The 23,874-nt window shown below is 43.1% G+C and carries 19 protein-coding genes; 12 read left to right on the top strand and 7 right to left on the bottom strand.

What is annotated here, in order from left to right; genetic code table 11:
* Positions 1-38 precede the first annotated feature (38 nt).
* Positions 39-1,193, top strand: a complete 1,155-nt coding sequence (locus BBC0178_RS07810; protein WP_210187162.1) for an iron-containing alcohol dehydrogenase — start codon at positions 39-41, stop codon at positions 1,191-1,193.
* 914 nt (positions 1,194-2,107) lie between these two features.
* Here the strand turns inward: BBC0178_RS07810 and niaP are convergent.
* From niaP to BBC0178_RS07790, 3 genes are all read right to left on the bottom strand, one after another.
* Positions 2,108-3,430: a niacin transporter NiaP gene (niaP, locus tag BBC0178_RS07805; protein ID WP_078039736.1), complete on the bottom strand. Its 1,323-nt coding sequence runs from the start codon at positions 3,428-3,430 to the stop codon at positions 2,108-2,110.
* A 978-nt stretch (positions 3,431-4,408) separates the two neighbouring features.
* On the bottom strand, positions 4,409-5,176 hold the full coding sequence (locus tag BBC0178_RS07800; RefSeq protein WP_225868299.1) for a TonB family protein: 768 nt from the start codon (positions 5,174-5,176) through the stop codon (positions 4,409-4,411).
* 890 nt (positions 5,177-6,066) lie between these two features.
* Positions 6,067-7,047, bottom strand: a complete 981-nt coding sequence (locus BBC0178_RS07790; RefSeq protein WP_078039734.1) for a VOC family protein — start codon at positions 7,045-7,047, stop codon at positions 6,067-6,069.
* A gap of 811 nt (positions 7,048-7,858) precedes the next feature.
* On the opposite strand from BBC0178_RS07790, the gene BBC0178_RS07785 reads away from it, so the two are divergent.
* The 7 genes from BBC0178_RS07785 to BBC0178_RS07755 all read left to right on the top strand — a co-directional run bounded on the left by BBC0178_RS07785 (position 7,859) and on the right by BBC0178_RS07755 (position 16,423).
* Positions 7,859-9,487, top strand: a complete 1,629-nt coding sequence (locus tag BBC0178_RS07785) for a TIGR04028 family ABC transporter substrate-binding protein (RefSeq protein ID WP_078039733.1) — start codon at positions 7,859-7,861, stop codon at positions 9,485-9,487.
* 247 nt (positions 9,488-9,734) lie between these two features.
* Positions 9,735-10,679 carry an ABC transporter permease gene (locus tag BBC0178_RS07780; protein ID WP_078039732.1) on the top strand — a complete coding sequence of 315 codons (945 nt, stop codon included), beginning with the start codon at positions 9,735-9,737 and terminating at the stop codon, positions 10,677-10,679.
* Positions 10,676-11,533 carry an ABC transporter permease gene (locus BBC0178_RS07775; RefSeq protein WP_078039731.1) on the top strand — a complete coding sequence of 286 codons (858 nt, stop codon included), beginning with the start codon at positions 10,676-10,678 and terminating at the stop codon, positions 11,531-11,533. The genes BBC0178_RS07780 and BBC0178_RS07775 overlap by 4 nt, the downstream gene beginning before the upstream one ends.
* Before the next feature lie 2 nt (positions 11,534-11,535).
* Positions 11,536-13,152 carry a dipeptide ABC transporter ATP-binding protein gene (locus tag BBC0178_RS07770; protein WP_078039730.1) on the top strand — a complete coding sequence of 539 codons (1,617 nt, stop codon included), beginning with the start codon at positions 11,536-11,538 and terminating at the stop codon, positions 13,150-13,152.
* Positions 13,153-14,091: 939 nt separating this feature from the next.
* Positions 14,092-14,667, top strand: a complete 576-nt coding sequence (gene sodC / locus BBC0178_RS07765) for a superoxide dismutase family protein (protein ID WP_149867451.1) — start codon at positions 14,092-14,094, stop codon at positions 14,665-14,667.
* Between the two features lie 244 nt (positions 14,668-14,911).
* Positions 14,912-15,112 carry a hypothetical protein gene (locus BBC0178_RS07760; RefSeq protein WP_078039729.1) on the top strand — a complete coding sequence of 67 codons (201 nt, stop codon included), beginning with the start codon at positions 14,912-14,914 and terminating at the stop codon, positions 15,110-15,112.
* A 276-nt stretch (positions 15,113-15,388) separates the two neighbouring features.
* Entirely contained in the window at positions 15,389-16,423 is a 1,035-nt protein-coding gene (locus BBC0178_RS07755; RefSeq protein ID WP_225868298.1) for a S24 family peptidase, read from the top strand.
* A 1,014-nt stretch (positions 16,424-17,437) separates the two neighbouring features.
* Here BBC0178_RS07755 and BBC0178_RS07745 read toward each other — a convergent pair.
* Positions 17,438-18,037: a DUF924 family protein gene (locus BBC0178_RS07745; protein WP_472255907.1), complete on the bottom strand. Its 600-nt coding sequence runs from the start codon at positions 18,035-18,037 to the stop codon at positions 17,438-17,440.
* A 931-nt stretch (positions 18,038-18,968) separates the two neighbouring features.
* Between BBC0178_RS07745 and BBC0178_RS07740 the strand changes: the two genes are divergently transcribed.
* From BBC0178_RS07740 to BBC0178_RS12180, 3 genes are all read left to right on the top strand, one after another.
* Complete coding sequence (locus tag BBC0178_RS07740) at positions 18,969-19,271, top strand: hypothetical protein (protein ID WP_078039727.1); 303 nt, start codon at positions 18,969-18,971, stop codon at positions 19,269-19,271.
* A 122-nt stretch (positions 19,272-19,393) separates the two neighbouring features.
* Positions 19,394-20,248 (top strand): 2-dehydropantoate 2-reductase N-terminal domain-containing protein, encoded by an 855-nt coding sequence (locus BBC0178_RS07735; protein ID WP_250638109.1) that lies wholly within the window; start codon positions 19,394-19,396, stop codon positions 20,246-20,248.
* Positions 20,185-20,355 (top strand): ketopantoate reductase C-terminal domain-containing protein, encoded by a 171-nt coding sequence (locus BBC0178_RS12180; protein WP_250638108.1) that lies wholly within the window; start codon positions 20,185-20,187, stop codon positions 20,353-20,355. Before BBC0178_RS07735 ends, BBC0178_RS12180 begins: the two co-directional genes overlap by 64 nt.
* Positions 20,356-20,769: 414 nt before the next feature.
* Here BBC0178_RS12180 and BBC0178_RS12175 read toward each other — a convergent pair whose 3' ends face one another.
* The 3 genes from BBC0178_RS12175 to BBC0178_RS07725 form a co-directional block, all read right to left on the bottom strand.
* Positions 20,770-20,934 carry a DUF2218 domain-containing protein gene (locus BBC0178_RS12175; protein WP_250638107.1) on the bottom strand — a complete coding sequence of 55 codons (165 nt, stop codon included), beginning with the start codon at positions 20,932-20,934 and terminating at the stop codon, positions 20,770-20,772.
* Complete coding sequence (locus tag BBC0178_RS12170; protein ID WP_250638106.1) at positions 20,931-21,071, bottom strand: DUF2218 domain-containing protein; 141 nt, start codon at positions 21,069-21,071, stop codon at positions 20,931-20,933. The genes BBC0178_RS12175 and BBC0178_RS12170 overlap by 4 nt, the downstream gene beginning before the upstream one ends.
* Positions 21,072-21,366: 295 nt before the next feature.
* The gene (locus tag BBC0178_RS07725) at positions 21,367-21,990 is read right to left on the bottom strand and encodes a YceI family protein (protein WP_078039726.1); all 624 of its coding nucleotides are present in this window, start codon (positions 21,988-21,990) and stop codon (positions 21,367-21,369) included.
* Between the two features lie 775 nt (positions 21,991-22,765).
* On the opposite strand from BBC0178_RS07725, the gene BBC0178_RS07720 reads away from it, so the two are divergent.
* A complete protein-coding gene (locus tag BBC0178_RS07720) occupies positions 22,766-23,824 on the top strand; it encodes a DUF475 domain-containing protein (protein WP_078039725.1) in 1,059 nt (352 codons plus the stop codon).
* Positions 23,825-23,874 lie beyond the last annotated feature (50 nt).

Here is a 23,874-nt window from a genome sequence, read left to right as displayed (position 1 = left end):
ATGGTTGAATTTGCATTCCGGAAATGGAGGAGGAAAATATGCAGGAATTTTGTTTCGAGGCTGTGCCGTCAATTACTGTGAAGTGGGGTGGTGCAAACAAGCTCGGAGAATTTGTTGAACACTATTACGAAGAACGCAAAGTACTGATTGTCACTGATGGTAGTCTTCATAAGGCGGGTGTTCTTGAACAGCCAAAATTGTCATTGGAACGAGCCGGCTTCAAAGTTGCAGTTTTCGACAAAGTTGTTGCTGACCCGCCAGAAAATATTGTTCTTGAATGTGTGGAAAAAGCCAAAGCGGCCGGTATTAATATCGTCGTCGGCTTTGGCGGCGGCTCCTCCATGGATGTCGCCAAACTTTCTGCAGTGCTGATACGGTCGGAACAAAAATTGCAAGATCTTTATGGTATTGGAAAAGTAAAGGGCAAGCGGCTTCCTCTTATCCAGATACCGACAACAGCCGGAACCGGTTCGGAGTCTACCAATATTACAATTCTCACCACAGGTGAAACCACAAAGATGGGCGTTGTTGCCAATCAGCTCTATGCGGATAAAGTTCTCCTTGATGGTGAATTAACCGTCGGTTTGCCGAATCTGCAAACGGCTGCTACTGGTATCGACGCGATGGTTCATGCCATTGAGGCCTATACCGGAAAATTGAAAAAGAACCCGTTATCGGACGCCTTTGCTCGTGAAGCACTGAAGCTATTATCGGCAAATATTGTGACTGCTTGCAATGACGGGCATAATAAAGAAGCTCGTGAGGCAATGCTGCTGGGAGCTAATTTGGCGGGCCAAGCTTTTGCAAATTCGCCGGTTGGTGCGGTTCACGCTTTGGCTTATCCTTTGGGTGGTCATTATCATTTGCCGCATGGCCTTACCAATGCGCTTATGCTCGGGCCGGTTTTAAGGTTCAATATGAAAGCAGCGGCTCATCTTTATGCCGAACTGGGTGATGTTGTTGGGACGCACACAAAAGGCACCGAGATAGAGCGTTCAAAAGCCTTTGTCGAGTTTATGGAAAAATTGATGAGGGAAACCGGCGCACCACGCCATTTGAAGGAAGTCGGTGTTACAGATAACAGTTTGGCACTGCTTGCGAGCGATGCAATGAAGCAGACAAGGTTGCTTGTCAACAATCCGGTTGAAGTAACAGAAGCGGATGCTCTTGAACTTTATCGACAGGCGTTCTGATGAACGCTTTTTCATGAATTACATTGAAATGATCTCGTAATCCGTCAAAGGCGGATTATGGGATTTTTTTTACCCCTCGGATCGTCGTGGACGTTGAACCGGAAATGGACGTTTCGTTTTGATCTTTTTGAAGCGGGCATTCCAAATTAAACTCAAAATCATGAGAATTTAGCTTCACCAGCATTAAATATCTAAAACGCATTTCAAGTTTAACGATTGAAAAGACCTGTTTGAAACGCCGGTTCTAGTTTCCGGCGCCGGCTTCCCTTAAACAATCATTGCTGTTTTCGTTGTTCTTTATTGTTGCTTGGTGAAAAAAATATAGGACTTAAGGGAAAGGAAAATATAACGACTTTGGACAAGCGAAATATCGAACTTTGGAAAAGGGAAATATGATGGGGCATAGGAAGAGGGAAGGGGATGAAAAATAAGCTTTCAAGGTGATCCGAACAGGAAAGCCCGCGCTTGGAGAGAGCCAATGGCGATAAAGAGAGGCCGGAATAAACGGATGAGGTGGGAATAGACGAATGCATGAGTGCAGAAAAAGTAAATCCACGAATAAAATACAAGCAGAAATAACGTCAAGAAACCGATAAAGAGCTTGTAAATGATGCAGAGAATTTATGGGGAAACACGCACAGAGATGAGGGGCTAAAGAAATATTGAAGCGACATTAATCTTGTCCACGAAAGAAACCGAATTTTCAGGAAAATGAGCGGGCCAAAAAAACGGGACAGATGAAAACGGGCCAGATAAAAACGGATAAGAAAAAACGGGCAAACAAAGCGGAAGGGCGTTGTTCCGTTTATATGATTGCCCGTTTCCCGAACCGAATTGAAAAATGTTCTTAACCAGAAACAGCCGCACTATCTGGTTCGGTAACAGCTTGGCTAAAGGTTCCAGTAACAGCCGGATTACCGGCTGATGGATTCAAGTGTGCGGCCTCGCGTTTCTTCACCCAACACAATGATGACGATTGCAACCGCCAGAAGTACTCCGGTGAACATTATGAATACACTGGAAAACGCTTCTTTATCTACAGCCATCATATGGGTAACGACCATCGGGGCAACAATACCGCCAACCCGGCCGATAGCGGAAGCCCAACCGGAGCCGAAAGCGCGAATATTGGCTGGATATTGTTCGGGCGTATATGAATAAAGAACACCCCATGCGCCGAGATTGAAAAACGACAACAGGCAGCCCCACAAAATGATCATGCCATCCGATGACGCTTGCCCGAAGAAATAAGCGCATATTGCACAAGCAGCGATAAAGCCGGACAAAGTAGCCTTGCGACCGAGTATTTCAATCAACCAGGCTGCGGCCATATAGCCGGGAAGCTGGGCCAAAATAAGGATCAACGTGTATTTTGATGATTTGACAATGCTGAAGCCGTGCTGTTCCAATAGGCTCGGAAGCCAAGTGAAAATACCGTAATAGGAATAGACAATGCCGAACCATATGAGCCAAAGCATGATTGTGCGTCTGGCAAGACCGCTTGACCATAATTGTGTGAAAGAAACGTTGTGCTTTTCGGCAACAGGGGCAACTTCGATTTTTTCCACAACCGGAACACCAGCTTCTTTTTCAAGTTGGCATACGATTTTATGAGCTTCTTCAATGTGCCCGCGATTAATCAGATAGGGAATAGATTCAGGAATTTTACGCCAGATATGAAACACATAGAGTGCCGGTATTCCGCAAATGATGAAGGCTATCTGCCAACCGTAAGCCGGAATGACAAAAAAGGCGATAAGCGCAGCAAGAAGCCAGCCCACTCCCCAGAAACTTTCTAACAAAACGATGAAACGACCGCGTACCCGAGCCGGTACATATTCGCTGACGAGACTGACAGCAACCGGTAATTGTCCGCCGAGACCAAAACCGACAATGAACCGGAACACCAATAACCATTTCAGATCGGGGGCAATACCGCATAAGGCGGTGGCAATACTATAAACGACAAGTGTTGCCGCAAAAACTGTCTTTCTGCCAATTCTGTCGGCAATGCCGCCGGCCAATACGGCTCCGATAGCCATTCCGACAAATCCGATACTGACAACCGAGGCCTTTTCCGCAGCCGCCAGATGCCAACTTTCTGACAAACGCGGCATGATAAAAGCGATAAGACCAGTGTCCATAGCATCGAACATCCAGCCTAAACCGGTTACCAGCAATAATCGATAGTGAAACTTTCCGAGCGGCAGTCGTTGAACGCGCGAAATCAGATCCATTATACCCTCGTCCCAAATTGAAAACTCATGATGAATTTATGACTGGATCAACATTTCTAAATAATTATTAAATAATTTTCAAATATAAAAATATTTAAACACATTAAATACAATATAATCTAAAATTATAATAATTATAAAATTAAAATATATTTACCAGATCTCCATTTTTTAATGTATATATATTTTTGTTACCTGAAAAACAAGCAAATGTAACGCCCCATCAACCCAATGTTGAAACGGGAGACGCTAACCCCGCTGGCACCAGAAAAACGACGTTGTACTATAATTGAAAATAATTAGACCGAAAAGAAAATTCGATAAAAACTCCGGATTATTAAGTCAAAATCAGGTGATTAGTGATGAGACGATTGTTGAAGAAGAGCTGAAAAAGCAAAAAAGCGCGAGGAAAAATATCAGATTTGAAGCAACAGAAAAATGAAGTTAAAAATTGAAAATAGGCAAATAACCAAATCCGGAATTTGCCGTGAGCACGACTTAAGAACAAGACAAAAGCTTGGTGGCAAACTAGCTAAGCCTTTTAAGCCAATCGAAAAATATATGAAATGACCATTGTTGCCGGATATTGATCCGCATCAGAAGCATGTTTGTCTTCGAATTGATATGATCAAGCGACAATTTTTGTGGTGAGGCGCAGTGGCAGCAGGGATATATTGAAACTGATAAAACGGCACTCTTCCGTTTTATGTGCGAAGAGTTGGAAGGGGCCTAAGTGGAGGGGAAGCAACCAGAATGTCCCTAGGGGCATTTGTCTTGTTACCAAAATTACCAAAAATTTGTCAGCCCTGAAAAACAGGCACTGAAAAATTGTGACGGGGGAAAAGGTACCCGTTATAGAGAAACAAATTTTGATAGTGAAAAATGACAGAGCGGCTTTGGAAACGTTCCGTTTTCAATGTGACACTTCCAAAAACATATCAAAAGGCAAGGCGAGAAAGATCAAGGAAAGGTTAAATGCTAACGCACCTCGACCGGTACAGTGAGCGCGCTATTCCAGCCTTCCGGAGGGGTAGGAATAGGGCTTGATTTTTTGACGATTTGCAAGGCCAGATTATCAATTGCAGCATCGCCTGATGACCGTGAGGTTCGCGCGCTGGTTATGTTGCCTTTCTGGTCAAAATTGAAAGTGACATAGGTTGTCGAACGGCTCGATGCTCTTGGCTTTGTCGTACGTGAAGCAATGAGCGCGATGCGACGCTGAACTTTATTCTGCCACGATGAAACAAGCCGTCCGTCACCACCAAACACACGATTGGTCGTAGGAGCCGCATAGGTTGGCCCTTTCTTTGCAACAATTTCGGGACCGGATGCTTTTTGCGTTACATCGGCTTTTTTAACGTCTTTTTTCGGTTCGGCTTTACGCGTTTCTGGCTTCGGTTTTTTTACTTCCTTTTTCGGCTCGGGCTTTTTGACTTCTTCCACCATTTCGGATTTTTGTGGTTCAGGTTCAGGCTTTTCCGCTTCTTCCTTAGGTTCTTCTTTTTCCTCTTCCTTTTCCTGAACCGTTTCTTCTTTGATAACCTCGGAAATGTTTTCCACATCGGGAGCCATAGGTTCTTCGGCAAAGTCGAGCATAATCGCTTCCTGTCCGCCTCTTACAACATTGGGGTCTCCGCGCATGGCCATGGCCCAAGAGATCAACCCCGCATAGATAGCGAGAACGATAATAGTAACTCCTGTCCAAAGCAGAAAGTTATTCGATTCATGTGTATCATAATTCATCATTTAAATGCTGTGCCTGAAACTATACGCTTTACCCGAAAGCTCGAAGTCAAACCGCTTCCAGCCCAAATCTTATGTAACCCGAACAACAAAATCGTTATTCGACAATTTGAATATTGTCATTCTCGAATTGCCAAGTTGCCCGATTTTTCATCATTTTATAACCTCGCCACAGTTCAACAACCTGTTTTCGACATGACCCGCAGTCCGGCTTGATCAACACACTCATGCTCGCCTCTTACTCTTTTGAAACGAACTCAAAAAACGGCTCCGGATAGTTCCAGACATTGATCTTGCTTTGCTTCAAGCAGTTTCATTTTCCGAGTTTGCTTCAGACAGTTGAAGAGAAGTCATGCTCATTCCTGATTTTTCCATTTTCCCATCTGCCGATAGTTCAAAAAACCGGACATTTGGAAAAAATGCAAAAATACATGATATTTTTATCAACTTAAATATTTTGTAACCCTTGTCAAGAGACTTTGTCTTCGATGCTTTGAGTGTTCATAGGAAAAAGCACGGGGAAAAAATACGGGGAAAAAGCACGGGGGAGAAAGCGCGGGGGGAAAAGCGCGACCAGTTTGATTTTTCCTGCATTGATATGAAAAACCGGCAATTTTTCCCAGTAAATTGTGGCGTGGTGGTGCGAGCCTCCCGCTTACACCTTGAAAAACGCTTCGGTAATGCCGGCAAGTGTCAAACATATCGCATTCAGATTTGAGCAAGCACAACCGGTGACCGGAGAACCGGATTTGAAAAAAAGCGATATTCATCCGAGCTTGTTTAAAAGTGATAAAAAATTCGGTATTGAAAACAAATCATCGTCCGGAACGGATTTTTATTGATAAAGCAAGGCGTTCCGAACGCGATATGTGTTTGACGAGCTTGAGAAGTTATTATTTTTCAGTAAATTCAATGATTGCCCCCGAAGCAAATCGGGGAGGAATGACAATCGTTTTTTCGTTTCGATCTGCAAATATAACGCCATTTTTCTTGAGAACAGTCTTTGTCTCATCCAGATTTTTTACAAAAATGCCAAGACCTGCATAAGCATGGTTTGCTATTTTTCCAATTTCGAAACCGGAAGAGAGGCGGCTGTCGGCCTCTTTCGGAATGACACGGATGATTGCCGAATTTGTTCCTGTCGATACAATGATCTCTCCGTCATTTTCAGCTATTTTCCCGTCTTTGAAAAGACGTGCATAGCGTTTTGCAGTTTTTTCCGGCTCGGATGATAGAAGAATAACGGATTGAAGCGCAATGGCGCCATTTTCGTGGGTCATCAATTCAGAGCGCCAAACCATATCGCGGGTTTTCTGTTCACACATAAAAACCTGACCGTTTGGAACTTCATTTTTCTTGAATGCGACAGTTGAAAATGCCGCTACGCCCTGTTTTCCGCCCGCAAGATCAACCGGTCTTGAAAAATTCTGAACCTCTGTGACACCAAACCCCAATTCGGTGAGGTTTTGAGCAGCCTGTAGTGCATTGTCGATGCGTCCGGCAATGGCATAAAGGCCTTCGCCATAATTTTCGAGATCCTGTTTTTTCTGCCGATTGGCTGCGGTTTCTTCAACAATTCCCAAAAGTTCGAAATAATCATTTTGGAACATAACTGTATAATTTGCTGTTCCTTGTGCTTTACTGTGCAGACCACGTGGCGACAAAGTAAAGCCCAATTGGCGAAAACTATCCGCGCTTTTTCCAAGATTATTTACCAGAATAAAAACATGGTCGATCCCTTTTACGGGGTGAACAACCTTACCCCTCGATGCTCTTTCACCAGATAATGCCGCTTCGGCCTGTTTCCCGTTTTTTTCAAACTTGGTCTTTTTTTCAGCGATGCCGGTTTTTTGAGCTTTGGCGGAGTGAGACATTAATTTACCCTGTGTTGTTTTTTTGAAAAACTAGCGTGTTGTGTTTTGAAAAACTAGCATATTGCCGCCTGCGCCGCCGAGCCAAGTTTACACTGAATACTGTTATTTTTGGATAAAATTTCCTCACTCTTAAAGGGTTTTTAAAAAATATTGGCTGATCTTTCGGCGTTATCGGATTGAAACTTCGAAAACAACGTAAGGCTCCGGAGCTTCAAAAAAACGGCAACGCACATGAACTTAAAAAAGAATGCGAGATTATGAGGGGCGACAAATCAAGCGATCAATTTTTTAAAACTTGGATTGCCGGTAATAAAGACCTATCCGTCCGATAAACGTCAAAAAAATATAGAGAAAAATCGGCTTGCCATCGTTAACGGCTTCTATTCGGCAAGTACTGACTGATTTTTAAAAAAGGCAGGAAAATTATTCAGACAGAACAATTGGAAATGGAATTTTTAAATTCTCATAAGCGTGAATTTTTACGAGTATTAATTTCCAATCATTTACTGAAAATAAGAATTATTTTTTAAGTTTTTGAAAAGTTCAAAAGTCGCATCCGTTCAAAAAATCAATTGAAGCTTTATTCTTGCGGGAAGTGAATTTTCGCTATCTGGCTGCGTGAATAAGCGCCTGAAAAGGACAAATTCGGTTTATGTGAAACCGATTTTTCAGGTGAAAGGGTAAGCTGACCGGCTAGAAGAAAACAAACGACAAGAAAACCAGTAATGAGTGATGACGAGCAAAGTCGAAAATTACTGATTGCGGAAGTCGGGAATATAAAAGGCGCAACAAACCGAAGGACTGCACCGAAATGAAAAATTTGATAAAAAAATTGCTTATTGCTTCATCTGTTGTTTCTGTCCTTTCTGTCGGCATGTCGGCGCTTAAAGCAGAAGAACCGGTAAAAGGCGGAACACTGATTTATCTCGACAAGCAGGTCCATACCAATCTTTATTCACCTCTTGCCGGTACCTACACAAATGGCGGAATTTTAAACCAGATCACCGATCGGTTGACCTATCAGAACCCGCAAACGCTTGAAATCGAACCATGGCTTGCCAAATCATGGTCGTTCAATGACGACAAAACGGTTTATGAATTCAAGTTGCGCGAAGGCGTTACCTTTTCTGACGGTACTCCGCTTGATGCTGCAATTGTTGCCAAAAACTTCGATACCTATGGCCTAGGCAATAAAGATTTGCATCAACCGGTTTCGGAAGTGGTCAACAATTATGATCATAGTGAAGTTGTTGATCCTTTGACTGTGCGCTTCTATTTCAAGCGTCCTTCACCGGGATTTCTACAGGCAACTTCAACAATCAATTCCGGAATTGTCTCACCGAAAACATTGGCTCTTTCCTTTGATGCTATGGGAAATGCAACCAAAATTATCGGCACGGGTCCATACTATGTTGAAAGTGAAACACTCGGCAAAGAAATCATTCTGAAAGTTCGCAAGGATTATAACTGGGCACCGGAAAAATCGGCGCATCAGGGGCGCGCTTATCTTGACGAATTGAAATATCTGACTGTTCCGGAAGACAGTGTGCGTATTGGTGCTTTGATCGCCGGACAAGCCAATTTTATCCGGCAGTTGCAGGCCTATGACGAAGAGCGTGTGAAAAAGTCGGGAAACATCGTCTATTCGGTGGGCACACGCGGCATCAACAATTCTATTATGTTCCGCCCCGATAACGAGCTTGTCAGCGATTTGAAGGTAAGACAGGCGCTCCGTTATGCCACCAACAGGCCGGAAATTCTCAAAACGCTTTATTCTTCGAATTATCCTTTAGCGACGTCGATTATGGCGCATAACGCGTTCGGTTACTCGTACCAAAGCGCAAAACTTCAATTCGATCAGGCCAAAGCCGAGGCGCTTCTTGACGAAGCCGGTTTCAAAAAGGGGCCGGACGGCATTCGTGAAAAAGACGGCAAAAAGCTTGTTCTTGGAGCATATGAAGCCGTCCAGCAGCCACAAAGTAAAGCTATGCTGCAATTGATTGCCCAGCAATGGAAGCGCGTCGGCGTTATTTTGAATGTCAAAGCCTATGACGGAACCAATGCTGTGATTGACAATCTCGACCCGCAAAAAACACCGGTTATACCGCATATGGTCGGACGCGCCGACCCCGATGTCTTGAAAAGCCTGTTTTATCCCAAAAATCGTGATGCACTCTTACAAAAAGGTGGTCTGAGCGACAAAGTGGTTAGCTTCGTTGATGATAAGCTGAACAAGCAACTGGAAGATATCTCGGCTGAGACCGATCCGGTCAAACGCAATGCGGAACTCATTGCAGCAACCGATTATATTCTTGATCAGGCTTATGCCATTCCGATTTTTGAAGAACCGCAAGTTTATGGTGGCTCGCCGAAAGTCAAGGGTGTCGGTTTTGAATCTGTTGGTCGTCCGAGCTTCTATAACACCTGGATAGAAAAATAGCGGAATAATGAACAATAGGGCATTTCCGGATAGTTTTTCTAATGGAAAAGCAAAGCACTAGCTGATCATTTTGCCGAAGTCGCAGTTTCAAACAAAACCTTCGGCAAAATGGCAATGTCGGCATCTTTGGTCGGAAATCTATTGTTCAGTCTGTTCTTTTTAAAAATCGGGTGTGTTTTTTCAAAAGACTTTCGCCGAAAATAAAAAGGCGAAAGCACGGGATCAGAAAAACCTGAAGGGTTTGATAATGCTCAAAATCGGTTTTTATCGTCTGTTACAAGCCATTGTTGTGCTCTGGGCGGCATTCACTGCGACTTTTATTTTGTTGCAAATTCTTCCCGGTGACGCAATTCTAATCAAGTTTCTCAATCCGGAATATGGGCTGAATGCCAGCGAAATTGCCAATCTGCGCACGAATTACGGTATTGATGAACCCAAAATTATTCAATATTTCAAAACAATAGGAAATTTTCTAACCGGTGATCTGGGCTTTTCGGTACAAGCGGGTGTTCCAGTTTCCGATCTCATTAAAACAAATCTTCCTGCCACGCTGAAACTAGCCGGCTTGGGATTTTTGGTGGCACTTATTCTGGCTTTTTTGATTGCTTTATTGTTCAGTTTCTCACCGTTCCAAGGCTTAAGAAATTTGTTTTTCGCGCTTCCTGGTCTTTTCCTTGCTATTCCATTGTTCTGGCTTGGCATTGTATTTGTGCAAATATTTTCTTTTTATCTGGGGTGGATCTCTGTCATTGTTCCCGGCCCCATTGAAGCGATGATATTGCCGGTTGTGGCTTTAGCCATTCCGATTTCAGCGCCACTTGCACAAATTCTGATGCGCTCGCTTGATGAAATCGAGTTGAGCCCGTTTATTATGGTATTGAAATCCAAAGGTGCTTCGCATTTCCGTATTCTGGTTTGTCATTGCCTGCGCAATAGTGCACTTCCGGTTTTAACAATAGCAGGATTGCTGTTCGGCGAATTGATAAGCGGAGCGGTGGTGACTGAAACAGTCTTCGGTTTGAATGGCATCGGCAAAATAACCGAACAGGCTGTCCGTTCGCAGGATGTCAGCGTTCTTCAGGCCATTGTTGTGGTCTCGTCGGCCGCTTTCGTATTTATAAATCTCGTCATTGATCTGTTTTTCCCGCTGATCGACCCGAGACTGAGACAAAGAACCGGAGGCGATAGATGAGCAATAACACATTGACTGGCGTGTCGCATTTTCCGGAAAAGCCGAGGAGGCTTAAAATGGCATCGATAAAGCCCGGACTTGTTATCGCTTTCGCTATTCTTATTATCGCGTTTCTGTTTGTCATCATGCCTTCGGTCTTTACCTCCTATAGTCCGATCGAAGAGGTGGGTGACCATCTGAGCGCCCCGAGTTTTGCTCATATTTTCGGGACGGATGAACTGGGACGCGATCTTTATGCGCGCGTTGTTTATGGTTCCGTCCATTCTTTAAGCGGAGCTCTGGCTGCGGTGCTTTTCGGCTTCGTTGTCGGTGGATTTTTAGGCCTTGTTTCGGGAAGTATCGGTGGCCTTGTTGACACGATTATCATGCGTGTTGTCGACGTGCTCTTATCTATACCATCTCTCCTTTTATCGTTGAGCGTCATTACCCTGACAGGTTTCGGGAGTTTACAGGTTGCTGTGGCTGTCGGTGTCACATCTGTGGCAGGATTTGCAAGGCTTATGCGGGCCGAGGTGTCGCGCATTAAAAGCCTTGATTATATCGAGGCGGCTTATGGTTCAGGGGCAACATTTTTTGCTGTTATCCGCCGGCATATTCTGCCCAATGCTTTTTATACTGTTGTCAGTTACGCGGCATTACAGTTTGGTCATGCCATATTACAAATTGCGACATTGGGATTTCTCGGCTACGGGGTCGAGCCGCCCACTCCCGAATGGGGACTTATTATCGCCGAAGGGCGCAATTATATCGCAACCGGTTGGTGGTTGACGACAATTCCCGGGCTTGTCACCATTGCTCTGGTTTTGAGTTTCAACCGCATCAGCCGCTTGTTCAGTGCGAAGGGCAGGTGGTGAAAATGCCGCTTCTTGATGTTCAAAATCTTTCTGTTTCCTATTTTGATAAGGGACGCTGGAACGAAGTCACGCATAATGTCTCTTTCCAGCTCGAAAGTGGCGAGGCCTTGGCTCTTGTTGGCGAGTCCGGTTCCGGAAAAACGACAACCGCGCAAGCAATACTCGGACTTCTGCAACAAAATGCACGTATCGAGAATGGAAAAATTTTGCTGAATGGAGAAGATCTCGGGCGTTTTTCAAAATCTCGCCTCGAGGCTTTGCGCGGTAAAGTCATGAGTCTTATTCCGCAAGACCCGTCTTCTTCTCTTGATCCGCTTATGAAAATCGGTAACCAGATCGGCGAAATTTTTCGCATTCATAAAGCTTGTCCGCCGCGTCAAATTAAACCCCGTGTGATTGAACTGTTACGCGAAGTAGGGCTTGATGAACCGGAATTGCGAGCCGAACAATATCCGCATGAATTGTCGGGCGGAATGCGCCAACGTGTTCTGATTGCCATAGCAATTGCACTAAAACCCCAACTCATTATTGCAGATGAGCCTACTTCGGCACTTGATGTAACAGTGCAGAAGCGCATTCTCGATCTTATTGACGATATCCGATTGAATTCCGGAGCGTCGCTCCTCATGGTCACGCATGATCTTGGTGTTGCATCCGACAGGGCTGACAAGATTATTGTCATGAATAAAGGGCGTGTTGAAGAGGCGGGAGAAAGCCAGATTGTTCTATCATCTCCTCAGCAGGACTATACCAAAAAACTGGTCGCCAATGATCCGTCTTTAACACTTGTTTCGCCACGCCCCAAGAGATCGGGTGACGGAAAAACAATTGTCGAGGTGAAAAACCTTGTCATTGATTATGCAGGAAAGCAATCATTTCGCGCCGTTGAGAACCTTTCCTTCAAGGTCAATCGTGGAACAACCCATGCAATTGTGGGAGAATCCGGCTCCGGAAAAACAAGCACTATCCGCGCACTCTGCGGTTTTATCAGACCTGGCGGTGGAACAATTACGATAGACGGTAGCGATATGATTCACCTCAAGGGCGAAGAGTTGCGCCATTTCCGCCGCCGTATCCAGCTTGTCTCGCAAAACCCGTTCGGCTCGCTTGATCCGCATTATACGATTGGTAAAATCATTGAAGAACCTTTGCTGAATTACCCCCATGAGAACAAAGAGGCAAGACGCGCGCGCGTTCTGGAGCTTCTCGATCAGGTGGAATTGCCAAAGACTGTGTTTGACCGGCTGCCGCGAGGGCTTTCAGGTGGTCAACGCCAACGTGTGGCTATTGCCCGTGCTTTGGTTCTCAATCCGGAAATCGTTGTTCTGGATGAAGCAGTCTCGGCACTTGACGTTACCGTTCAGGCGCAAATATTGGCGCTACTCGAGCGTTTACAAAACGACTATAATCTTACCTATATTTTTGTCAGCCACGATTTGTCTGTCGTTCGCCAGATATCCGATAGTGTAACAGTGCTCAAACATGGTCACGAGGTGGAAAGCGGCAAGGTTGAAGAAATATTCACTCATCCGCGCGAAACTTATACAAGAGAACTGATTGCTGCTATTCCGGGTAAGAAAAATGCACTTCACCAATCGCTTTTGGGAGCACAATTATAATTTGGTCCAACGAATAGATGTTTTCCGTTTTGGTAAAAGATTAAACTCGAAATTGATTAAACTTGCGATTGATTAAACCGGCAATTGATTAAAAATGTGATCGGGAAATAGAAAACGGACTTTTCAAAAAACCGTCCTTATCAAATCTTGTCAGGTTGCAATGTGTTTTGCAAGTTTTCTGAAACCTGCAAATTTGCTGCCCAAAAAAGTATGTCAATCAACGAAACTTTAAGAAATGACATAAATTCATAAGAATTTGGTGGCTTAACTGTAACGTGAAATGCAGCAAAAATCATTTCATTTCTATTGAGAATTGCTGAATGTCATGAATAGCCGGAGTTGTTATATAGTGGTCAACGCTGGACCTGATGGCCTATCGGTTATTTTTCTTTTCGACCGTTTTTAAAAAACCAAGATAAATATTTCATATTGATATGAAATTTTCGCCATTCTAACATTTTTGTGAAAGCCTGTCGCCCGAATGGGCCGGAAGAAAAATCGAAAAAACAAATAAAATAATTACCTAAAATACTGATTTTTATGTAATTTTCTGTAAAAAGGGAGAACAGGAAAATGTTTGTTTTGCCAGGATTTTACCGAAATATTAAGATTTTTATTTCAAGAAATCCCGTAAAATGCGTGCTTGAGATAATTATTTTTCTCCTTTTTAGAATAAAAATTTAAAATTTTTGTTAAAAATTCGCAGATGTGAACGATCCCCTATTTGAAACATGGGAGGTAAGGCGCTATAACAAATCGTCTGCAAACGGCATGGGCATAATGCGTTATCCGTTATGCGGATAGAAAGTAATATAGCTAAAACGCTGTGTAAAATTGCTGCGCCGGGGGTGGTTTGGTCGCGCACCCTTTGCCGCGTTGAAGGTATTTTGCAAAATTTTCATTACCTTCGGGTATCTAGTTGTCTAAGGAAGTTTTTCAATGAAAAGATGTATGTCTGTCTTGGCTCTTTCTCTGCCACTGACGGCCTTCGCGCTATCACCTGCTGCGTTTGCTGCAAGTGGTGAAAAGACCTCTTCGCAATCTCCTCAATCTTTGTCGGTCGAGATATATCGGGCAACAGAGAATGGGCTGGGACATCAAATGGGGAATGTTACTATTACCGAAAGTCCGTACGGTCTCGTCTTTACGCCGGATTTAAAAGAATTGAAGCCGGGTCTTTACGGATTTCATGTTCACACAAATCCAGACTGTGGCTTGATTAGTAGAAATGGCAAATTCGAGATTGCCGGTCGTGCCGGTGGACATCTTGACCCCAAGGAGACAAACCAACATTCCACACCATGGGATGACAACGGGCATCTCGGTGACTTGCCGCCTCTTTATGTAGATGAAAATGGCAATGCCACTCTTCCGGTTCTGGCACCTAAGTTGAAAAAGCTTTCCGACGTACGTGGGCATTCGCTTATGGTCCATGCCGGACATGACAATTACTCCGATCATCCGGAACCGTTTGGCGGCGGTGGAGCACGCTTCGGTTGTGGCGTTATCCGTTAAATTAGCTCTTTAAAAGAAAGGCTCCGAAATGAGGGAGCCTTTTTTAATTGGTTGTTCCAATAGAACCACTTAATAATGAGTTCGGCTCTATCGGATATTGCCTGAGCGAACCGGCTTAACATGACCGATCCGGCTCTATTAATAATGAGTTTTTTCAATCAGTGGTTTTTTGCGCTCTTACTCTTTTCACTTTTACTCTTTGCATCGGCAGGATGAGCTCTTTTAGCCGGTTGTTTCTATCTATGTGAAAGAAATTCTCCAACTGTTATTTTTGAAAGCAGGCATGGAAGTTAAAATTATGTTTTCCCGCATTTCTCCGTTAAATCCACGCGGGTTTTCTTCAAAAGGCTTTTATGCCCGATTGGATATTGCCGTTGACGAACCGGTATTTCTTACTGTCACCAAAGTTTCTTACAGTCATACGTATGAACGTACCGGGGCATGAACGCACCAGCCTATGTTAAAAATTGTATCGGCTTTCTAGCTCAATTTCCGTGAAGCTTTCAAATGATTTGCTTTCGAATAAGGCTTAGAGAGAGGAGCCTTATAATAAACTCTTTTGGAACATAGTTGCGCTCATCCCGTTTCAATACAGCAATCGAAAAGAAAACCGGAACGGCTCGAATTATGCGGGACTGGGCACTTAAAGCTTTGGCAGACAACAAAGCCTCAACGAAGACACTTATTTTCGATAAAAGAAAGGAAAACGATGGGCGTTTACATGGGACGTGACTTATTTTCTGCGCCCACGCAAATGCGTGAATTGCGTGAACGTGCAGGCTTGTCCATGGAAGAAATGGCAAAAAGTCTGGGCGTTGATGGCAAAGCTACGATTGAACTTTATGAAGATGAAGAAAAATTTTCACGAGATTATTTCCCGATTGCCCTCACAGAAAAATTAGCTCGTATATTGATCGGTTTGGGCAAGCCATCAATTCGCTCGGACGAGGTTTGGGCATTGGCATTGCCTGATGCGCGTACAAGACTTCTTGTTAATCGCAGGGAAGCCCATAATGAAAGCGTCACGGTACGGATACCGCCGGAAATGGTCACAGGCCAATTGGCGGCCAATATCATGCAGATGTCCGAACATGAGAAAACAGAAAAGAGCAAAGCCGAGCCAGTGAAACAATCGCCAGAGCAGGCTGCAAAAAAAGCTGATAACAGGGTCCGTTGCGAAAAAGTTGAAGCGATAGATAAAAATGAGGAACACGCTATAAAACATTCAAGAGAAAATGCCATGAAAACACAATATCAACCGGTTCTTATAGATGAACCATTTGAAGCATATGAGGAAAATCGTTTCGCCAGTGTGGAAGATAGCCTCGTAGATTTCGAACAAAATCGGCTGCTACCGGTTTATGGGCAAGAGGTTGCCGGTGAGCATGGTGAATTCGACCTTGATGGAAACATATTGTTTGAAGTCGGTTGTCCGCCACAACTCAATCAATCGATCAATGCTTATGCGCTGGAAGTATCAGGCGAAACCATGTGGCCACGTTATCAAGATGGAGAAATTGTCTTTTGTGACCCGTTGCGGCGTGTCAAAAAGGGCGACTTTGTTGTTGCACAAGTGCTTGAAGACGACAGTTCAAAGGCACCGAAAGCATTTGTCAAAATGTTTTCCCATCACAACGATAAAGAATTGGTTCTTGAACAGTTCAATCCGCCACAAAAACTGGTTTTCCCTCATGATAAGGTGCTGTCGGTTCACAAAATTACTTTTTCCGGATCATCTTCCGGAGAAGCACTTTAACAACTTGATATTTCCGGTTCGAAATACGTCTGAAAACAAGGCTGAAGGTCAGTCGAGACCTTCAGCCTTTCTATCATCCACAATCTTTCAAAGAGCCATTGCTCAATGTTTTTATTCCTTTTTCCCGTCAGATATCAAGGCACTAACAAGCGATAGCTAAAGTGAAAGGTTTTTCATTACTCTACACATGATATGGTATTGAAACAAAAATCATTTTTAACTAATTGAAATTAAAAGGTATTTTAAAGTTAATAAAAAATAAACAATGAGTTGACAAAATGATTCAACAATAAAGCGCTTCTCTTTGTTTAAACACGTAAATTTATGCTCAAGCGTTGATTGCCGGAATTTCGGAAAAGAACGCTGATCTATTGAAAATATTCCCCGTAAAAGCTGACCACATTTGGTAGTGAAAAACAGCCGGATCTTGTCTTTCCGATATGGGCGGGATTTTGTATCTGCTCTGATTGAAGGGGGTTTATATCCGAACACTTTTCGTAAAGGACGTGGATTTTGCCGGTTATCGTTCCGGTGAATTCGACCAATCGGCCGGTAAATATTTTTACGCATTAGTCTTCACCATACATAATCAAGTTTTGGAATTTTTGTGCAGTGAGCCGAACTCCGGTTTGAAACAGGGTAATGCATGAAAAATCTGACAAATTTAGAGACAGTAGATTTAAAGACAACAGAACCATCACAACCATGTTCGAAATTTATGGCAGCCAATGTTGAAAACGATGGCATCATATCGGCAGATTCTCATCTAAATATTCTGTCGAAAAATTTTATTTTGAAATGCCAATTTTAAAGAGTGACCATATTTTTATAGCGGAAACTCTGCCAAGTCGTTCGGGACTCTAGAATTTTATTACTGTAAAGCTGCAACCAGATTTATTGATAATTTCAGAGTTAAATTCAGCGTCGAGCATAAGCGTGATGCGCCGAATAGCCCGATGGGAGACGCCGTGTGACAATGGGCAAAGGTCTTTGACTGCCATGAAAATAGTTCATTCATTTTCTGATTGGTAGTCTTTTACGTTTTGGCCGAAAGCTGCTAATTCCGGTTATTATTATTATTTTTATCAAGAAAAATCTGTTCGTCAGGGCTGGTCTTGCGGCCAACAATTTTGTTGCGTTGAGGAAAGCGACCGAATTGCCTGATGATGTCGCAATGAATTTCGGCACTCTGCAACAAGGTTTCATTTTTAGTGCGGTAAACAGTTCTATACTTTTTTCCTGATCGGCAATTTTTTCCGAATGTTCAAAAGGCATGTAAAGAAAGCCGCGCAATTCGGGAGCGATTCTTTGATCGGTCCGTTTTTCAAGAGCAAGCTGTGCGATTTTACGGGCATCATTATCGCTACAATAAGCCCTGGGGTCGCCACGGAACATGTAGCGGGGAAATTGATCCAATATGATCGTTAGAGCCAGAAGGCCTTCATCGCTTTCCAGCCAATGTTTCAAGCGTCCCGAAAGAGCAACACGCCAAAGTGTCAGAAAATTCTCGCGTATGAGCGCGTCAAATTGTTCATCCTGGCCAAACCATTTATCTTTCCCGGCATCGAGCCAAAAGGAAATAATCTCACCCGGTGTAATTTGTAGTTTACCCATTGACGCGCCCCCGAACGTTGGGTCTTCTGAAATACTACATTGCCAATCCCTGTATTATGCATCCAATTTTCTTAAATTAAAAGACGATAAAACAGGTTTTATTATGGTATTTGTTGTTTATGGCTCGTAATTAACAATTTATAATAATTATAGACGGATTCATACAGCTTATCGTTTGCTTGTAGACTTATGAAAACAACAATTTGAGGCTATGACTCCAAATCAGATTCCTTTTTTCATGAACGGGTTGAATATCGATAAAGAGGCGTTGAATTATTGATTTCAGATTTTGCTATTAAATCCTGCCAGAGCACATGAGTTTCATAAGCCTTTTGCTTTCCGATTATAATAAATGCGATCAAATCGATATTTTTCCTAATTTCGTACTTTGATTTTTCCATGTGTTTACAATGAAATGCTATGATTATTCACGCCTTCACATGAGAGATCTTGATAAAATCCTCCCGAACGGGTTTTACCAAATTGAAAGACGCGGCTTGCGTTAGAAAAAGAATTTTTCAAGCGAAAACTGCGCTTAAAGCTTGAAGGTGACGAAGCGCCTATGGGTTATCCGGCTTGAGATTAAAAAACCGAAAGATTGGAAAATGTTTTGAAATGAGTCCCGATTTTTTTAACAGGGGAAAAAACCTGAAAGGGAAAAAGCGTGAGAGAAAAAACATAAGCGAAAGAAATGTCGGACGATTATTATAATGCATGTTTTTTAATATTTAACAGTTTGAAAAATAAGGGTTTTTAATTATCTATCACGGTTTCGTGATCACCCCACAGAGATGTGACTGGCATCATTGTCCAAGCGTTCTTAACTCAACTTCATAAAAAGGGGTTTCGAAAGATAGTCGAAACAATCCCGAAATCGGAAACCTGTTTTCAGATGGCAGTTTTCCGAAAAAAATAAGAAGGAGAGTTTATTATGAAAAGATTAATGCTTGTTGCTGCTGCTTTGTTATTAGGTGCTAGCAGTGCTTTCGCTGGTAACGGTTTTGGCGATGGTAGCCGGGTTAACCACTATGTCATCGGTCATTCTGGCAATGTTGAGGGTGACCAATTCAAAGGTAATAGTAAAGAAAAAGCCTACTTCTATCGTGGCGATGGTTCGGTTGAGGACTCCTACTATCCGGGGCGTCATCTGAACTCTCCTGTTTCCCGGCATGGTGTGAGTGATCAGGAAATGCATAACTTTGGTGATGGTTCGCCAGTAAATCATAATATGTAATTTCATCATCGTTACGATTTTTGAAAACCCGGAGGGAACCCCTCCGGGTTTTTGTTTGCGGTTTTTTTATTTGGCCGTTACAACATACCAAATTATTGAAAAACGAATGGGAGATCTACAAAATGCCGAAAGTTCTGATATTGGGTGCAGGTGGTATCGGCGGCTATTTTGGTGGTCGTCTGGTAGAGGCGGGAAAAGACGTTACTTTTCTGGTTCGCCCGAAAAGGCAACATATACTTGCCGAGCATGGCTTGCGTATTGAAAGTCCGGCCGGTAACGTAACCGAGCAAGTCAATACCGTTACGGATGAAGAACTTTCCGTCCAAATTGCACAAGGCAAAGTTTACGACTATGTTTTTCTCACGGCAAAAGCCTATGATCTTGAGAGTGCAATCAACTCGATACGCCCTGCAATGGGCAAAAACACCGTTCTTATACCAGCCTTGAATGGCATGGCCCATATTGATCGTCTGAATAATGAATTCGATCATAATAATGTCATGGCGGGTTCGGTTATCATTCAATCAACACTCACAGCAGATGGGGTTGTGTTGCACTTGAATGACGATGCATTTGGCGTTTTCGGTCCCCAACAAGGTGGAGAAGATCAACGTGCCGCGCTTTTTGCAAGCCTGTTCGACAAAGCCAAAGGGGTGGACGTGCGCGCGGTACCGAACGCCATGCAGCGCATGTGGGACAAGTGGGTCCGTCTTGCTACGCTTGCCGGAATGACGTGTTTGATGCGAGCCAATGTCGGTGAAATCAATCGTGCTCCGGGCGGACAAGAAGCTATGATGGATTTTCTGAACAAAAATAGCCAGATAGCAAAGGCTGCCGGCTTTCCTCTTCACGAGGGGGCAAGCAACAATATTGGTATTTTTTCAAAGATACCCATTCTTTGGCAACCGCATCCATGTTGCGCGATATTGAAGGAGGCCACCCGACAGAAGGTGATCACATTTTGGGCGATTTATTAAATCGCGCAAAACGTTTCGGTATTCCGCATCCTCTTCTTTCTCTGGCTTATACCAATGTCAAAGCCTATGAAGAGCGGCGTTTATCGGGGCGTGACCAAAAAAAATAGCAAATATGAAAGTCACCTAAAATACAAGCTGAAGATTGGTGGCGTTTCTATTCAGGACAAAAAGTCCGAAAATTGTTGTCGACTTTTGCAATGCCAAAGGCGATTGCTTTTTGCCGACCACCCAAATCTCTATTCCGGTTCACGAAGACTGCTTCAATTCGAAATTGCTTGAATTCGAAAATATCGGATAGGGTAGGGTTTTAACCGGTGGCAAGATTATCGACCGGAAGGATGCTCTTTCAAAGTGCGAAAACGCCGCTATGCGAAACTCAAAAATGACATCGGAAAAAACGTGAAAGTCACTATGTCGGCGAAAGAAAAGTGGAAATCCGGACACAGAAACCCGTGCAGGGCAGCAAAAAAGGAGCGGCTAAGAAATCGCTACCCCTTTTAACTTCAATCTGTTGTCAAATATTAGGGCAAGGTTTCACGATGCCAGTCGATTGATAGTTGCTCTTTGAATGCAAAGCGTAAAATATGTTGGTCAAAAATACCTTCGATCTTGATTGCTTCAAATTCGTTAGGTGTTGTGATCTGCACTACCAGCGATGCTTTTTCAGCAAACATATCAACAGTCACATCATCCGAAAAAGGAATATGGGCTTCCTTTTCCGAAATGTCGAATCGGGAAATTTATGACTCCAATGTTTTGCAAGTTGTTGGAGATATTTGCTGGCATTCTCGGTTTCGATAATAGCACGGGAGCGGATTGTCATTGTGTGGTCCTTCAATTTCGCTTGTCGGTAATGATGCATAGATAGGAATTCTAACCGGATTGAGCTATAGGCTTTCTCAAAAAAACAACCGTATCACTATCAATCCTCTTGGCTGCTGTCCGGCCTGACTTGCCTGATGTTGATGGGAAAGAAATAGACACAGGCATTTGTTCTTATCTTAATAACACAAAGAAAAGTCGAAAAACAAAACCGGCTTCAAGGCATAGCACCTCTTGCCGGTTTTGAAAGACAAATGTGCTCCCTTTGGTCTGCACCCGTTTAAGTAATAAACAGTTTATTCGGCAGGCTTGAATTCTGCTTCAATAATCAGATTGACATCGTCGCTCAACGGTCCTTCAAGCTCGCTTACGCCGAATTCGCTACGCTTGATGACTGTTTTTGCCGAAAAGCCGAGGGCCGGTTTTTTTGTTATCGGATGGGAAGCGATGGTACCGTTTAACGTGACATCAAGTACAACGGGCTTGGTCACACCGTGAAACGTCAGATTGCCGGTAACCTGACCGGTTTTTTCGCCTGTCAATTTGATTGCTGTAGATTGGAAAGTAATAGTGGAGAATTTTTCTGCATCAAAAAACATCTCGCCAGCAATCTCTTCGTTAAAATCATTGGGCGTTTTGGGATAATTTGTATCAACCGATTTCGGATCGATCGTAACGTGCAAAACCGATTTTTCGACATCGTTGGCATCAAGATCGAGTTTTGCTTCGATTTTGTCAAAACGACCATAATAATTGGAAAGGCCGAAATGTTTGATGCTCCACAACAGATTTGTGTGGCCAGCATCCGATACATAAGCACCCGTCGGAATATCAAGCTTTGCTGCCTCAGCTCCAAAATTTCCGAAAAAAACACTTGGAACTGTCATCATAACAGCAATGATTGTTTTCTTGATAAACATAGTCTCGTCTCCGTAAATGTGAAATGTCTTATTCCAGATATTCAAATATTCAGATATTCTAGCGTTTTTGAAATAAGTGGGAAGTGTCGACAACAAAGACAGAATGTTAACAGATCATTGACAACATGAATACCTTATCAGCATATTTATTTTCGCTTCGGATTATAATCATAAATCAGAAAAAATAATGTAGTGAAATAAAATTCGTCTTGAATTGTATTTATTATAAATAATCTCATAACGGAGATATTTTTTTGAGTGGTGAAAAAGAAAAAAAGAGATAATAAAAAATTTATAAAAATAATTGAATTGTTAAGTTAAAATTGATTTATCATTTGAATTATGAAAAAATTTTTGTAAATTTTTCATTGAAAAGAAAATTGATGTCAGGCTATATTTTAGTTTGAGATCCGCTTTCCCGATATCATTTGTAACAATGTCCTATGTTGGAAAAAATGCCGCGCTTGACGAGGTCGTTAAGCATGAAAAGCCCATGCCATACGGGGAAGTGATTTTTTGGTAAACAATTTTCTCCGCTTAAGCGATGAAAGAAATCATGCAGGCACCATTGGGGCTGTCGTTTTATTCTTCAGGAAATTTAACAGATAAAGGAAATTATCTTTTCAAGAGAAGCTGTTAACCTTTTCCGGATTGTCGGTAAAAGCCCCTTGCGTTTTCACTCTTATGTTTCCATATAGGATTTGTTTGAGGACTATTAGTCCTGAACCGGTAAACGCCAAGAGCCTTTTCAAGGCTGCTTAAAAGAGGAAATAGAATGAGCGTTTTACGCTATTTTACCGGCGCTTTTATTTTTACAGTTGTCGGTCTGAGCCTCGGCATGTGGCTCGGCTATGTCGAAACAGGTTCGACAAGTGGCATATTCGAATATCTGTTTATTTGTTGTGTGCTTGGCGTTTTGGAAATTTCGCTTTCATTTGACAATTCCATTATCAATGCGCGTATCTTGCGTGATATGAGCCCGGTTTGGGAACATCGCTTTCTTACCTGGGGCATTGTCATTGCGGTTTTCGGAATGCGGGTGATCTTTCCATTGACTGTGGTGGCTTTTGCCGCGTGGATCAGCCCCTTGCAGGCACTGAAACTGGCCATCTGGGAGCCGCAACATTACGCTGATATCATGACAGACGCGCATGTCGGCATTGCCGCATTTGGTGGTACTTTTCTTTTTATGGTGGGGCTTAAATATTTTTTTGATCCGGAAAAAGATACGCACTGGATTTTATTTCTTGAAGGGCGCGCCAAAAAATATGCGTCAATCCACGGTATCCAGATTGCCATTACACTTGTTCTTGTGCTTATTTTTTCCAGCCTCGTAAAACCGGAAGATGACCATACTTTTCTGGTTTCGGCAATTTATGGCTTGCTTGCATTCATCGCAGTCGAAGGCTTGGGCGTTTTGATGGATGCACGAAAACACACAATGGAAAATGTGTACAAGGGAGGTGTTGGCGCCTTTGTCTATCTTGAAGTGTTGGATGCGAGTTTTTCGTTCGATGGTGTGATCGGCGCTTTTGCGCTTTCCACCAATCTTTTTGTTATTGCAATCGGTCTCGGGATTGGTGCCTTCTATGTTCGTTCGATGACAATTCTTCTTGTCGATAAAGGGACACTTGCACAATATCGCTATCTGGAACACGGCGCTTTTTATGCCATTCTGGTGTTGGCTTTTATCATGTATTTGCAGACCATTATTCACATACCGGAAGTTGTTACCGGTGTTATCGGAATGGTGTTCATTCTGACCGCTCTTTATTCTTCTATCCGGTTCAATCGTAATCATCCCGATTGGCATTTGAATATTCCGAAAGATTAAATACGCCGGAAAGTTTGTGCGAATTTGTACCACTGCCAAACTGCTTTTGA

The organism is Ditibartonella apihabitans (assembly GCF_002007485.1).
GTDB classification, from domain to species: Bacteria; Pseudomonadota; Alphaproteobacteria; order Rhizobiales; family Rhizobiaceae; genus Bartonella; species Bartonella apihabitans.
This window is presented reverse-complemented; position numbering and strand designations above follow the sequence as displayed.